The 14,031-nt window shown below is 64.8% G+C and carries 10 protein-coding genes; 7 read left to right on the forward strand and 3 right to left on the reverse strand.

The window, feature by feature from the left end; genetic code table 11:
* The 7 genes from UNPA324_RS31935 to UNPA324_RS31965 form a co-directional block, all read left to right on the forward strand.
* Positions 1–1,791 (forward strand): putative bifunctional diguanylate cyclase/phosphodiesterase (locus UNPA324_RS31935; protein ID WP_141939141.1); only part of this gene is annotated, 1,791 nt, incomplete at its 5' end.
* Between the two features lie 152 nt (positions 1,792–1,943).
* Complete coding sequence (locus UNPA324_RS31940; RefSeq protein WP_141937970.1) at positions 1,944–2,672, forward strand: N-acyl amino acid synthase FeeM domain-containing protein; 729 nt, start codon at positions 1,944–1,946, stop codon at positions 2,670–2,672.
* 277 nt (positions 2,673–2,949) lie between these two features.
* Positions 2,950–3,438, forward strand: coding sequence for a peptidoglycan-associated lipoprotein Pal (pal, locus tag UNPA324_RS31945; protein WP_018641585.1), 489 nt, complete (start codon positions 2,950–2,952; stop codon positions 3,436–3,438).
* 215 nt (positions 3,439–3,653) lie between these two features.
* Positions 3,654–4,685, forward strand: a complete 1,032-nt coding sequence (gene ybgF, locus UNPA324_RS31950) for a tol-pal system protein YbgF (protein WP_181769592.1) — start codon at positions 3,654–3,656, stop codon at positions 4,683–4,685.
* A gap of 76 nt (positions 4,686–4,761) precedes the next feature.
* Positions 4,762–5,844, forward strand: coding sequence for a tRNA lysidine(34) synthetase TilS (tilS, locus tag UNPA324_RS31955; RefSeq protein ID WP_141937974.1), 1,083 nt, complete (start codon positions 4,762–4,764; stop codon positions 5,842–5,844).
* A 267-nt stretch (positions 5,845–6,111) separates the two neighbouring features.
* Positions 6,112–8,037 (forward strand): ATP-dependent zinc metalloprotease FtsH, encoded by a 1,926-nt coding sequence (gene ftsH / locus UNPA324_RS31960; RefSeq protein ID WP_128918239.1) that lies wholly within the window; start codon positions 6,112–6,114, stop codon positions 8,035–8,037.
* Positions 8,038–8,244: 207 nt separating this feature from the next.
* Positions 8,245–9,690 (forward strand): hypothetical protein, encoded by a 1,446-nt coding sequence (locus tag UNPA324_RS31965; protein ID WP_141939143.1) that lies wholly within the window; start codon positions 8,245–8,247, stop codon positions 9,688–9,690.
* 55 nt (positions 9,691–9,745) lie between these two features.
* Here the strand turns inward: UNPA324_RS31965 and UNPA324_RS31970 are convergent, their stop codons facing one another.
* The 3 genes from UNPA324_RS31970 to UNPA324_RS31980 all read right to left on the reverse strand — a co-directional run bounded on the left by UNPA324_RS31970 (position 9,746) and on the right by UNPA324_RS31980 (position 13,945).
* Positions 9,746–10,741 (reverse strand): glycosyltransferase family 2 protein, encoded by a 996-nt coding sequence (locus tag UNPA324_RS31970; protein ID WP_141937976.1) that lies wholly within the window; start codon positions 10,739–10,741, stop codon positions 9,746–9,748.
* A gap of 163 nt (positions 10,742–10,904) precedes the next feature.
* Positions 10,905–12,407, reverse strand: coding sequence for a hypothetical protein (locus tag UNPA324_RS31975; RefSeq protein ID WP_141939145.1), 1,503 nt, complete (start codon positions 12,405–12,407; stop codon positions 10,905–10,907).
* A 32-nt stretch (positions 12,408–12,439) separates the two neighbouring features.
* A complete protein-coding gene (locus UNPA324_RS31980; RefSeq protein WP_141937978.1) occupies positions 12,440–13,945 on the reverse strand; it encodes a hypothetical protein in 1,506 nt (501 codons plus the stop codon).
* Positions 13,946–14,031 lie beyond the last annotated feature (86 nt).

Consider the following 14,031-nt stretch of genomic DNA (forward strand, 5'->3'; position numbering starts at 1 on the left):
TTCCTCCTCTCGGTCATGCGACTCTCCGGCAACCTGCACAGGATATTCTTGCGCGCCGTTGTCGCACGCGAGCGCGAGGCCGCGCTCGCCGGCCAGTTCGACACGGCTCTCAACAACATGCCGCACGGCCTCTGCATGTTTCGCATCGACGGCCAGCTCGCAGTGATGAACCACCGCTTTGGCGCGATGATGAGCCTGCCCGACAATCTCGCCCAGAGCAGCACGACTGCGCGCGACATCATCGCCGCGTGCGTCGAAGCGGGATCGATTTCGGCCGCCAGCGGCGAGGCGATCATCGCCGACATCGAAACCGGGCAGGCGCAGGAAATCATCACCACCGATCCCGATCCGCAAAGGAATCGTTCGCTGTCGTGGACCGTCCAACCCATGGCTGATGGCGGTGCGGTCTTGCTGCTCGAGGACATCACGGAGCGCCGCAACGCTGAGGCCAGGATCAGCCATCTGGCCCGCTACGACGATCTCACGGCGCTGCCGAACCGAGTCAATTTTCGCGACGAGATCGAGCGTTTGCTCGCAGTCGCGCGGCATTCGGAACATCTGTCGGCTCTGCTCTTCGTCGATCTTGACCAGTTCAAGCAAGTCAACGATACGCTGGGTCATCCCTGCGGTGATCAGCTTCTGTGCGCGGTCGCCAACCGCCTGCGCGAGATGCTGCGCCCCGAGGATTTCGTCGCCCGCTTCGGCGGCGACGAGTTCGTCGTGTTCCAGCAGAACATCTCTTCGTCCGAGGACGCCGCGGCGCTTGCGCGCCGTATCGTCGAGCGGCTGAGCGAGCGCTATCGTATTCACAATCATCTGGTCGAGATCGGCGCCAGCGTCGGCATCGCGCTGACCTCCCCGGGCGACGTCAGTGCCGACACGCTGCTCAAGAATGCCGACATGGCGCTCTATCGCGCCAAGGCCGACGGCCGCGGCACCTTCTGCTTCTTCCGCGACGAGATGGCGGCGACCGTCGAGGCGCGCCGCATTCTCGAACTCGATCTGCGCAAGGCGCTCGCCAACGAGGAATTCGAGCTGTTCTATCAGCCGCTGGTCAATCTGAAGTCCGGCAAGATCACCACCTGCGAGGCGCTGCTGCGCTGGAATCATCCGGTGCGCGGCACGGTCTCGCCGGTCGACATCATCCCGGTCGCCGAGGACATGGGCCTGATCGTCGATCTCGGCCGCTGGATCCTGCGCCGCGCCTGCATGGAATGCATGAAGTGGCCGGAGAGCGTCAGCGTCGCCGTCAACTTCTCGCCGCAACAATTCCACCAGCGCGACGTGCTGAGCGAAATCCGCTACGCGCTCGAGGTCTCGGGGCTTCCGGCGCATCGGCTGGAAATCGAGATCACCGAGTCCTCGCTGCTGCGCAATACCCAGCTCACGCACGACATCCTGTCGCAATTGCATGCCCTCGGCGTTCGCATTTCGCTCGATGATTTCGGCACCGGCTATTCCAGCCTCAGCTACCTGCACAACTTCCCGATGCAGAAGGTGAAGATCGACCGCTCCTTCCTCGAAGGCATCGACTCGGACCGTCCGCTGACATTGTTGCGAGGCGTGGCGCGCCTGTCCGCCGACCTCGGCATGTCGGTCGTGGTCGAAGGAATAGAGTCCAACGAGCAACTCGAGCTCATCAATGCCGATGGCACGGTGACCGAAGCCCAGGGATACCTGTTCAGCCGGCCCGTTCCGGCCGTGCGCATTCGTCAGTTGCTCAATGCCTCCTACGGCGTTCGCGGCGGCAAGGACCAGCTGGTTGCGATATCGGGGCGATCGATCGCCTGATTTTCCTCTCGATCTTCATCCAAGTCATGTTTTCCCGGGCTTCTACGGAGGCAAAGGGGTTAACCCTAACGTTTCTAACGCTTTGCATTTTGATTAAGAAACTATTAATCTCGACCTACTCGCAGAAGTTGCTCGGAGCGTAGAGGTTGTTGATGAAGTCCGGGGCCGAACCGCAGACGGCGCTTCTTCCACGCGGAGCCGCCCTGTTTGAGCGTGTCGATTATCGGCTCATTGAAACGCCGGAGGATGAGGATCGCCTTCATCTGATGCGGTATCGCGCCTATTTGCAGGCCGGATTGATCCCGCCGTCAGAGTCGCGGCGGGTGACAGATCGTTTCGACGACGCGCCCAATGTCTGGAATTTCGGCGTCTACGTCGACGACGAACTCTGCAGTTCCGTTCGCATCCACGTTCTGACGTCCGAATGGCGGATGTCCTACACCACGGAGGTGTTCGGCGACGTCCTGCATCCTCGCCTGGATCGGGGCGAGGTTTTTGTCGATCCGTGTCGATTCGTTGCCGATCCGGAGATGCAACAGCGGTTCCCGGAATTGCCTTATCTGACTGTCCGGCTTCCCTTCGTTGCCTGTGAGCATTTCAATGCCGATGTCGGACTCTCGATGGTACGGACCGATCATCAGGCGTTCTACCGCCGCGTGTTCCTATCCGAGACTCTCACTGAGCCGCGTTCGTTTCCGGGCTGGCCGACGAAGAAGGCCGTGCTCATGGCCTCGGATTATCCCAAGGTCCGGGAAAAGATCCTGACTCGTTTTCCGATCATGCGTTCGAGCGCGTTCGAGCGGCGGATGCTGTTTCAACGTGGCAGCGTCCGCACCGCAACGCCTCGTCCGGTCCTTGTCGCAAGTACGGCGCAAGCCTAAGTCCAGCGCCAATCCTGCTTCCCACCGGCTCGTAGCGACGGTTTCGCCGAGAACACGGCCCAAAATTCCGGCCAAAATCGGCGTTTTGCTGACTGGCCCGACTTGCTTTCACCCTCGCGCCACATTTACAACCCATTAACCATGATGGGTGCTTTTCGCTGGTTGGGGGCATTTGATCGGCTGAGGCAAGGTTCCGTCAAGGTTGACGGAACGTTCGCTTAACCAACCCCCTGTAGACCGGACAGCAGTGGACGAACGTGAGCGTGGAGGCTCCGGAATGAAACATCCTATGCGTATCCTCCAGGGATTGAAGCTGGCCGCAGTGCTCGCCGTCGCGCTGTCGATGGGCGCCTGTGCCAACAAGAATGCTGCGACGGATGCGATGGCCAATGCGGCGACGCCAGGCAGTCAGCAGGACTTCGTGGTGAACGTGGGCGACCGCGTGTTCTTCGAAAGCGACCAGACCGATCTGACCCCGCAGGCGATCGTGACCCTGGAGAAGCAGGCGCAGTGGCTCCAGACCTATCCGCGCTACTCCTTCACCATCGAAGGTCATGCCGACGAGCGCGGCACCCGCGAATATAACATCGCGCTCGGCGCCCGCCGTGCCCAGTCGGTGCGTTCGTTCCTCGCCTCGCGCGGCATCGATCCGAACCGCATGCGCACGATCTCCTACGGCAAGGAACGGCCGGTCGCCGTCTGTAACGACATCTCCTGCTGGTCGCAGAACCGTCGCGCCGTCACCGTGCTGAACGCGAGCTCGTGACGCCGAGATATTGACGCCGAGATACTGACACTCAGTCAGGCGCCGTTCATCTTCAGAAACCGATTATGCCGGCGCCCTCTCGGGCGCCGGTTTCGTTTCAGCATTCTGTGACAGAATCCCCGTGGTGCCAGACACATTTTTGGCGTACTCCCCTTCAATGTGTGGCGCGTCGCATGTTCCGTCGCAGGCCATTTCGCTTTCGTCGTCAGGGCAAGATGTCATCCAGATTTAAGGTCTTTACCGGCACCGTGGCCTTCGCCGCGCTGCTCCCCTTGTGCTGCACGCCCGTCTTCGCCCAGACCGATGATGATCCCGAGATGCGGATCGAGCGGCTGGAGAACCAGCTGCGCCAGCTCACCGGCCAGAACGAGGAGCTGCAATACCGCAACCGCCAGCTCGAAGAGCGGCTGCGGGCGCTCGAGGGCGGCGCGCAGGTCGCGCCCGGACAGGCGCCGGTCCAGCCTAACGTCGCCGCTGTTCCGCCCGCGCAGGTCGCGCCGGTCCATCGGCCGCAGCAGCCGGCCCAGCCTAATTACGAGCAGCCGCAGATCGCGTCTCCCGCTCCGATCATTCAGGAGCAGCCACAGCCAGGTGCCCCCGGCAGAAGCCGCCGCGGCGATGCGTTCGATCCGAACCAGAACCCGAATGCGCCCGGCGCGCCGCGCGCGCTCGGCGGCGGGCAGCAGCCGGTGCCGGCGGGCAGTCCGGTCGGAGCGCCCGGCGGCCGCGGCGCTGGCGAGCCGCTCGATCTCGCCAACACCAGCCCTCGCTATCAGCCGCAAGCGACCCAGCCCGGCAATCCGCCGGCCCAGCAGGGCTATCCGGCCCCAGGCGGCCCCGGGCTGACCACCCTGCCGCCCTCGGCGACGCCGCGCGACGAGTTCGACCTCGGCATCGGCTACATGCAACGCAAGGACTATGCGCTCGCCGAGCAGACCATGAAGAACTTCACGCAGAAATATCCGAGCGACCCACTGCTCGGGGACGCGCAATACTGGCTCGGCGAGAGCTATTTCCAGCGCCAGCAATATCGCGACTCCGCGGAAGCTTTCCTCGCCGTCACCACCAAATACGAAAAATCGGCCAAGGCGCCGGATGCGCTGCTGCGGCTCGGCCAGTCGCTCGCCGCCCTGAAGGAGAAGGAGGCCGCCTGCGCCGCCTTCGGCGAGGTCGGCCGCAAATATCCGCGCGCCTCCGCCGGCGTCAAAGCCGCGGTCGACCGCGAGCAGAAGCGGGTGAAGTGCTGACGCCTGGGTCCTGACAACGCGGATGGCGCTGCGCTAGATTGCGCCCGCCATTCGCTGGCGATTGCTGGGCAGCGTCATGTCAGACGACGACAATTCTCCGATCTCGACACGCGAGGCGAGCCGCCTCTTCGCTGGCTTGAAGAGCGCACCGGCGCTGGTGCTCGCCGTCTCCGGCGGGCCGGACTCGGTTGCGCTGATGTGGCTGATGGCGCGCTGGCAGCGCAGCCTTGCGCGCGCACCGCGTCTCACCGTCGTCACGGTCGATCACGGTTTGCGACGCGAGGCGGCGCGCGAGGCGCGCGAGGTCAAGCGGCTCGCCGCCGAGCTCGGATTGCCGCACCGGACCCTGCGCTGGCGCGGCGCCAAGCCGAGGACGGGGCTGCCGGCGGCCGCGCGCGAGGCCCGCTACCGCCTACTCGCAGACGCCGCGCGTGCCGTCGGCGCCAGCCACGTGCTGACCGCCCATACCCGCGACGACCAGGCCGAGACGCTGTTGATGCGGCTGCTCCGCGGCAGCGGACTTGCCGGCCTCTCGGCAATGGCTTCCTTCAGTGAGCGCGACGGAATCGTGCTGGCGCGCCCGTTGCTCGACGTCTCGAAGTCGCAGCTGATCGCGACCCTGAAGCGGGCCAAGGTCGGCTTTGCCGACGATCCCACCAACCGCGACACCGCCTTCACCCGGCCGCGGCTGCGCGCGCTGCTGCCGCTTCTCGCGGCCGAGGGCGGCGATATCAGGAATCTGGCGCGGCTCGCGACCAGGCTGGCGCGGGCCAATGCGGCGGTCGAGGTGCTGGCCGACGGCGCCGAGCGCTTCCTCCGTTTGCGGGATCGCGGCGATGCGCCGCAGGCGGGGCAGCGAAGCTTCGAGGCTTCGGCCTTTGCCGCCCTGCCGGACGAGGTCCGGCTACGGCTCCTGCTGCGGGCCATCAACGCGCTCGGGCATGAAGGGCCTGCGGAACTCGGCAAGGTCGAAACCCTGATGTCCGTGCTGGATCAGGCCATTGCGGCAAGTCTCCGCGCTGGCACCGATCGCCGCCCGATCCTGAAGCAGACGCTTGGGGGAGCCTTGATCAGCCTTGCCGGCGGGCGTATCCAGATCGCGCCGGCGCCGGCCCGGCGCCGCAAGGGCGAAATAGGCGCGGGCGAGGGCGGATCATGACACCAGCCATTTCGGCCCCACACCGTCAGGACACCTTAACCAGGCAGGAAAAACCCCGGCTCAAGCGCCATTATTTCAGCGGGAATCGCTCTAAGATGGGCTAAATAGTCCCATCTCGTTCCCTTGGCAGCGACCCGGGCGGCACCTAAATTGTATGCGTCTAACCGAGAGGATTCCTTGGGGATTTTCTCCAGCTTGCCCAAGTAACACCCGAAGGTAACTCCTGAAGGACCAGGCCGCGATCCGCGCGACCACGAAGGAAGATCGATGAACGCCAATCTGCGCAATTTCGCCCTCTGGGTCATCATTGTTTTGCTGCTGTTGGCGTTGTTCACGCTCTTCCAGAATCCGGGTCAGCGAGCCTCCTCGCAGGACATCGCCTTCTCGCAGCTCTTGAGCGAGGTTGACCGTGGCAATGTGCGCGACGTCGTGATCCAGGGCCCGGACATTCACGGCACCTTCACCAACGGCTCCAGCTTCCAGACCTATGCGCCGAACGACCCGACGCTGGTGAAGCGCCTGTATGACAGTAAGGTGCAGATCTCCGCGAAGCCGCCAGGCGACAACGTGCCGTGGTTCGTCTCGCTCTTGGTCTCCTGGCTGCCGTTCATCGCGCTGATCGGCGTCTGGATCTTCCTGTCGCGGCAGATGCAGGGCGGCGCCGGCAAGGCGATGGGCTTTGGCAAGTCGCGCGCCAAGATGCTGACCGAAGCCCATGGCCGCGTCACCTTCGAGGACGTCGCCGGCGTCGACGAGGCCAAGCAGGACCTGCAGGAGATCGTCGAATTCCTGCGCGACCCCGGCAAATTCCAGCGCCTCGGCGGCCGCATTCCGCGCGGCGTGCTGCTGGTCGGCCCTCCCGGCACCGGCAAGACCCTGATCGCACGTGCGGTCGCGGGCGAAGCCAACGTGCCGTTCTTCACCATCTCAGGTTCGGACTTCGTCGAGATGTTCGTCGGCGTCGGCGCGAGCCGCGTCCGCGACATGTTCGAGCAGGCCAAGAAGAACGCGCCCTGCATCATCTTCATCGACGAAATCGACGCCGTCGGTCGTCACCGTGGTGCAGGCCTCGGCGGCGGCAATGACGAGCGCGAGCAGACGCTGAACCAGTTGCTGGTCGAGATGGACGGCTTCGAGGCGAACGAGGGCGTGATCCTGATCGCCGCGACCAACCGTCCCGACGTGCTCGATCCCGCGCTGCTGCGTCCGGGCCGCTTCGACCGCCAGGTCGTGGTGCCCAATCCTGACGTCGTCGGCCGCGAGCAGATCCTGAAAGTTCACGTCCGCAAGGTGCCGCTGGCGCCGGATATCAACCTCAAGACCATCGCGCGCGGTACCCCGGGCTTCTCCGGCGCCGACCTGATGAACCTCGTCAACGAGGCTGCGCTCACCGCCGCCCGCCGCAACAAGCGGATGGTGACGCAGGCCGAGTTCGAGGAGGCCAAGGACAAGGTGATGATGGGCGCCGAGCGCAAGTCGCTCGTCATGACCGAGGAAGAGAAGCTGCTGACGGCCTATCACGAGGGCGGCCACGCCATCGTCGGCCTCAACGTGCCCGCGACCGATCCGATCCACAAGGCGACCATCATCCCGCGCGGCCGCGCGCTCGGCATGGTCATGCAGCTCCCCGAGCGTGACAAGCTGTCGATGTCTCTTGAGCAGATGACCTCGCGGCTCGCGATCATGATGGGCGGCCGCGTCGCCGAAGAGCTGATCTTCGGCCGCGAGAAGGTGACCTCGGGCGCCGCCTCCGACATCGAGCAGGCGACGCGCCTGGCCCGGATGATGGTGACGCGCTGGGGCCTGTCGGAAGAGCTCGGCACGGTCTCCTACGGTGAGAACCAGGATGAGGTGTTCTTGGGCATGTCGGTGTCGCGGACGCAGAACGCCTCCGAGGCGACGGTGCAGAAGATCGACTCCGAGATCCGCCGTCTGGTCGAGGAAGGCTACAAGGAAGCAACCCGCATCCTCACCGAGAAGCATGCCGACCTCGAGGCGCTGGCCAAGGGTCTCCTCGAGTTCGAGACGCTGAGCGGCGACGAGATCGTCGATCTGCTCAAGGGCAAGAAGCCGAACCGCGAATCCGTACTCGAGCCGGCCACGCCGCGCGCCTCCGCGGTGCCCCCGGCCGGCAAGTCGCCGCGCCCGCGGCCCGATGCGGATCCCGGCCTGGAGCCGCAGCCGCAGGCGTGATCGCGGGGCGGCAGATGAGATTGAAAAACGCGGCGGAAACGCCGCGTTTTTTGTTGGCTGGCGGTGCGCTGGTGCTGCGCGTCCGAGGCGCGAGCGAAGCGCGCTGCGCCGGAAGCGGGCGGCAGGGGCGGAGCCCAGAATCCGCCCGGGGCAAAAGCGCGAAACACTAAAGAAGAACTTAACGCTTGCGTCCTAGTTTGGCCCGCCATGACTGACCAGGTCGTCCACAGCGCGGTTCAACCGTTTTCGGCACGTGCAGCGCTGCCTTGGGCCGTGGGGCTCGTCGTCTATGCTTTGCTGCTGGTTGCCGGGCCGCGGCTGCTGGGCGATCCCGACAGCTATTCCCACATCGCGCTCGGACGCTGGATCATCGCGCATGGCACCCTGCCGGCAAGCGACCCGTTTTCCTTTTCGAAGCACGGCGCGCCCTGGATCACCTTCGAATGGCTGTCCGAGGTCATCTATGCCGCTGCCTACGCGCTTGCGGGCTGGCCAGGCGTCGTCGCCATCGCGGCCGCGGCGATCGCGCTTGCGTTCGGCCTGTTCACGCACGTCCTGCTGCGCGAGCTGCCGCCAATTCTGACGCTGTTGATGGTGATAGCAGCCATCGTCCTGCTGGCGCCGCATATGCTGGCGCGGCCGCATGTCCTCGTGCTGCCGCTGATGGTGGCCTGGGCGGCGGCGCTGGTTCGCTGCATGGACCGCGGCGGCCCTCCGCCCTACTGGGCTCTGCCGCTGCTGATCCTGTGGGCTAATCTGCACGGCAGCGGGGTGCTGGCGCTTGGGCTGATTGGCCCCGTGGTGCTCGAGGCGCTGCTGCGCGAAGAGCCAAGCCAATGGCCGCGCGTGCTGCTGCACTGGCTGCCATTCACGGCACTCGCCTTGGCGGCGTCTTGCCTGACGCCGCACGGGCCGGAGCCGCTCCTGATGCCGCTGACGACGCTCGGCATCGGCTCCGCGCTCGCCTGGATCGGGGAATGGCGGCCGCAGGATTTCGGTCATATCGGTGGCTTCGAGATATTGCTGCTGGGGAGCATCTTCGCGCTCTCACGCGGCGTGACGCTGCCGGTCGTTCGGGTCCTGGTGGTGATGGGCCTGCTCCATTTCGCGCTGGCGCAAATCCGCAATGCGGATCTGCTGGCCATGCTGGCGCCGCTCTATCTGGCGGCTCCCCTGGGGCGGACGTTCGGCGGACCGGCCGGAAGCGATGTGGCCGGTTCGTCGCGCGGGCTGACTCTGGCCGCACTCTGTGTATTCGTCGCGATCAGCGCGGTAGGCTTGGCGCGTGACTTACGGCCGGCTCCGAGTATCACCCCTGAGGCCGCCGTAGACAAAGGCGGCCTGGCCGGGCCGGCGCGCGTGCTCAACGATTATTCGTTCGGCGGTTATTTGATCTTCGCCGGCATTCCCACCTTCATCGATGGTCGCGCCGAATTGTACGGGGGGCCGTTCATCGAACGCTACAATCGCGATCTGGCGCTGACCGACCTCGGAGATTTCCTCAAGCTGCTCGATGAGTACAACATCGGCGCAACGCTGCTTGCGCCGCGCACACCGGCGGTCGCGCTGCTCGACCGGCTGCCCGAGTGGCAGCGCGTCTACAGCGACGATGTGGCGATCGTGCATAAGCGGCGCGATACGCCGCAAAGATAAGTCAGGCGGTATCGTCCCAAGTGAGCCGCGGGAAAGCTCTCGGTGACGCGCGGGGTCACTCGTTGACGGCGCGAATTGCGGGTGTGGCCGCCGCCTCGTCGCGATCGAAGCCGGCTCGGGTCTGCACCACATAGAGCGGGCGGCGCTTCACCTCGGCATGGATGCGGCCGACATAAAGCCCCACGATGCCCGTCATCAGCATGTTGATGCCACACAGCAAGGACACGAGGACGATCGTCGAAGACCAGCCGGTCACAAGGTGGCTGTCCTTGCTGAGCCATAGCAGAACGACCCAGCCGCCGTAGAGCAGTGCCAGGCCGGAGACCGTCAATCCGCACCAGATTGCCAGCCGCAAGGGCAGGTCGGAAAAGCCGAGCGCGGCGTTCACCGCGAGGCGGACCATCTTGAACAACGGGTATTTGGTTTCGCCCGCGGCGCGCTCGAGGCGGTGGAAGGCGACCTCGGCCTGGCGGAAGCCGAGCCAGGCGATCATGCCGCGTACGAAGCGATCCTGCTCCGGCATCTGCCGAAGTGCCTCCAACACCTTGCGGTCGATCAGGCGGAAGTCGCCGACATCGGCGGGAATGGCGACGGAGGACATCTTGCCGAGGAGCCGGTAGAACAGATGCGCGGTCGCGCGCTTGAAATGGCTTTCGCCCTCGCGCGACAGGCGGCGGGCGTGGACGATGTCGTTGCCCTCCTTCCACTTCGCGATCAATTGCTCGATCACTTCGGGCGGATCCTGCAGATCGGCATCCATGATGATGATCGCTTCACCCTGCGCGGCTTCCATGCCGGCGGTGATGGCGATCTGATGGCCGAAGTTTCGCGACAGGCCGATGAAGCGGAAACGCGGGTCACGCTTGGCGAGCGCTTGCAGCACGATCGAGCTGGAATCGCTGCTGCCGTCGTCGACGAAGATCGCTTCTGCCGGCCCGTCGAGCCGGGATAGGACGAGGTCGAGCCGATGCAGCAGGACCGGCAATACGGCTTCCTCGTTGAACACGGGGATGACGAGGCTGTAGCGGATCGATCTGGAATTGGCCGCCATGCGAAGGATTCCGACTGGGGGTTGCAGGGGCGCAAGTCTATCGTTCCGGGGTTAAGGTCGCCTTGCCGCAACCGTTAAGGGTCTAGGCCACGGGGAAGTTGCTGGCAGGGCGGACGGGGAGGTGAAGTCCGGTTAACCACACAGGTGCAGCCGCGGCTTCGGTCTAGGACTTGTGGCGGATCTTGTAGAGAGCAAATCGCTCCGAGGTGTCCAGCACATCCAACAAGGTCGGCAGCGGGTTTGCGGCCCGCGGCCCAAGAACATACAGGTAGTCGTAATCCTCGGACCAGGTCCGTATGAACGACGGCACCTCCGCCGACGGCTGGCTCGTCGCGATCGCGGTGAGCAAGCTCACTGGCAACACTCCACCGTCGGGGGTGGCAAGACGGCGCACGGCCTCACGCGGCCGCAGAGGCTGCTTGCCCACCTCCGTGAACAGGTTGGGCACGAATGCGTTGGCGTAGTGCACGGCCAGCGTCGGCGCATAATACATCGGATACGAGGTGAGGTCGGCGAAGGGCGGGTCGCCAGCGTCCCCCGTGTTGGCCACCAGGACGCGGGAGCCGCGATCTAGCTTGTCGAACGAGGCGATGATTGCCGCATAGTCGGCGCGGTAAGGCAGCCAGACCGCGAGGACGACGGCGAGATTGAGCAGTGCGATGCCGCTGATTCCTGCGAGCGCAGCCATTCTCCACGCCTGGCTCGGCAGCGACAGGGAGCAGAAGGCCGGCAGGATCAGAGCCGCGGCGGGGATCACGCGAAGATCGGCAAACGAGGTTCCGAACAGTTTTGAGGGAATGACCAGATAGAGCAGCGCAAAACCGATCGCGAGCCAGCTTCCGGCCGGATCGAGCCTGAGAACGCCGCGTCTTGCGGCGAAAAGCAACGCGATCATCAGCGCCAGTCCGGTCGCGGCTCCGATCGTCAGATTGTAGCCATTCATGATGCGGAGCGGCCAGACCGGCTTGAATCCGAGAAACCAGTCCGTGCCTTCGTTACCGATCGAGCCCGCAGCGAGATGCATGATCCCGAACAGCGCAAGCGCCGGGACGGCCAATACGCCAAGCCGCGCGGCCGCGACGGGATAGGCGACTTGCCGTTGGCGGATGCGCGACAACTCGAAAAGGCCAAGGGTCGCGCCGTAGATGCCGAGCGAAAAGAAATGCGCCACATACAGCGCAGCGACGAAGATCAAATTGGCGACGAAACGCAGCGGCCATGGGCCTTCTGCCGACATCAGATAGAAGGCGATACCCCAGAGCGCGAGGCCGAGCCCGAACTCGAAATTCACGAAGCCCCAGCTGAACGGCAGGCAGTAGAGGAAAGCCAGCGCAGCGAAGCCGGCAAGCTGGACCCGCCCCTTCCGGACCCATTCGAGCAGCAGCGCGCCGGAGACGATCAGCAACTGGCTCAGCAGCAGAAACAGCCGCGTGGCGCTCTCGACGCTCGTCAGCCGCGCCATCTGCGGGACCAGCAGATCCATGCCGAGGTTGGGATAGAAGGCCCAGGCCACCACGTAATGCGGATTGGCATCGGGGGTGCCGCTTTGGCTCAGAATGTACATGCGGGCGAGGTGATTGGGATAATCGACCATCGCGGGAATGGGAGTCAGCAGCACCGGAAGAAACGAGACGGCCGCCAGCATTGCCAGAACGGCAATCGCCACCGATCGATCCGAGCCGAGACGCGTCGGGATGGTCAAGGCCGGCCTGCCGGATTCGGAGGCGTCGCGGCCGCGCTGTCCGCCTGGTCTCGTACATGAATGACGGCGATGTCGTCCGCGTAGATCCGCTTCCAGCCCTTGAGCTGGTCGAGGATCTGCGGGCCCGGCGCATCGGCGACCAGGAGCGTTGCGTCGATCTTGTACTCGTCGAGCAGGCGCGGCAGCACTTCGGGCTTCTTGCCTTCCGTCGCCTTGAAGAAGTCCATGACGAATTTCTCGCCGTAGAGCTCGGCGCGACCGTCGATGAAGACCGGAATATCGCGCGAGATCAGATAGCCGCCGAATTCGTAGGCGTTGAAGATTCGCTGCACCTTGCGCTGCTCGAGCAGGTCGACCGCCGCAACCGGCGTCTGCGCCATCGTGAAGCTGAAGTGGTGGCGCGCCATGTAGAGCGACGTCGAGGTCCAGCTTGCCGCCACGATCATCAGCGCCCCTGTTACGGTGACATAGCGGGCCGGCCAGCGATCGGCACCCGCGGCGTCAGCCGGCGGGCGCGGGAACATCTCGCCGAGCGGCTTTGCCAGCACCAGCGGCACCAGGAACGCAAATGTCTCGATGCTCCTGACATGGGTCAGCGCGCTCCAGGTGAGGAACAGGATCAGGAAGATCCGGGGCGCCGACAGCACGAGACCGCGATAATAGCCGAATGCGATCAGGCCGAGCAGGGCGCCTTCGAACGAGGTGAACGTGGTGAAGTTCGCCGGCATCCATTCGAAGATTATCGACAGCAGCTCGCCAAGGCCGAGAATGCTGGTGGCGCCCTGTAACGTCCGCCAGCCGTAGGGCGTGCAGCAGCTCGCGATCAGCGCGCCGATTCCGAACAGCACCCAGCGCATGAACAGGGCAAGCCGCCGGCCCTTCTCGGCATGCTCGACCGCCTCGAGCGAGATCGGGCCGATCAGCGCGAGGCCCAGCACGAAACCGCCGTGCAAATTGGCCCAGAGCGCCATCAACGGCAGCCAATACCAAGAGGGCGCGCTCCTGCGGTCGGCGGCCGCCATCAAGAGGCCAACCCACGCCACCATGACGGGCAGCGCCAGGATATGCGGACGCGCCAGCACGTGGTGGGTCGACAGCAGCAGCGCCAGCATCGCGAACAGCACGGCGCGTGGCGCCTCGATCTGCGCGCCAATCAGATAGACGAAGATCGCCACCGCGAGCGCGACCCCGGCCGCGGTGAGGATGACGGGACCTGCCCAATCCCATTGCGCATAGGAGGAAGCGAACAGCACCTGCGACAGCCACGACGTCGAATTCCACGGCACGCCCGTTCGCGTGAAGGAATAGAAGTCGACGGTGGGCATGGCGCGGTGATCGAGGATCCATTGCCCGATCTTGATCTGCCAGAACGTGTCGGAATCCTGCAGCCGCATGTCGCCGAGGTAGAGGATTAACAGATAGGCGCCGGCACCGGCGCACAACGGCACCAGGGCCCTCGCGCGGCCCTGCACCGCGATGCCGTTGGCAAAGGAAAGGGACATGCCGCTTCGTCGTCCTGTTGTTCTTGTCGGTCGAGCATGATCCGGACCCGAAAGGGCCGCGTTGGCGCAAAGTGTTGTGCGGCTTT

Origin of the sequence: Bradyrhizobium sp. UNPA324, from assembly GCF_006658635.1 — a bacterium.
Lineage (GTDB): Bacteria > Pseudomonadota > Alphaproteobacteria > Rhizobiales > Xanthobacteraceae > Bradyrhizobium > Bradyrhizobium nanningense.

Coding starts and splice junctions, on each gene's coding strand:
- UNPA324_RS31970 (WP_141937976.1), bottom strand. CDS start 10,741: ATGGCGGCCAATTCCAGATCGATCCGCTACAGCCTCGTCATCCCCGTG.
- tilS (WP_141937974.1), top strand. CDS start 4,762: ATGTCAGACGACGACAATTCTCCGATCTCGACACGCGAGGCGAGCCGC.
- pal (WP_018641585.1), top strand. CDS start 2,950: ATGAAACATCCTATGCGTATCCTCCAGGGATTGAAGCTGGCCGCAGTG.
- ybgF (WP_181769592.1), top strand. CDS start 3,654: ATGTCATCCAGATTTAAGGTCTTTACCGGCACCGTGGCCTTCGCCGCG.
- UNPA324_RS31980 (WP_141937978.1), bottom strand. CDS start 13,945: ATGTCCCTTTCCTTTGCCAACGGCATCGCGGTGCAGGGCCGCGCGAGG.
- UNPA324_RS31965 (WP_141939143.1), top strand. CDS start 8,245: ATGACTGACCAGGTCGTCCACAGCGCGGTTCAACCGTTTTCGGCACGT.
- ftsH (WP_128918239.1), top strand. CDS start 6,112: ATGAACGCCAATCTGCGCAATTTCGCCCTCTGGGTCATCATTGTTTTG.
- UNPA324_RS31940 (WP_141937970.1), top strand. CDS start 1,944: ATGAAGTCCGGGGCCGAACCGCAGACGGCGCTTCTTCCACGCGGAGCC.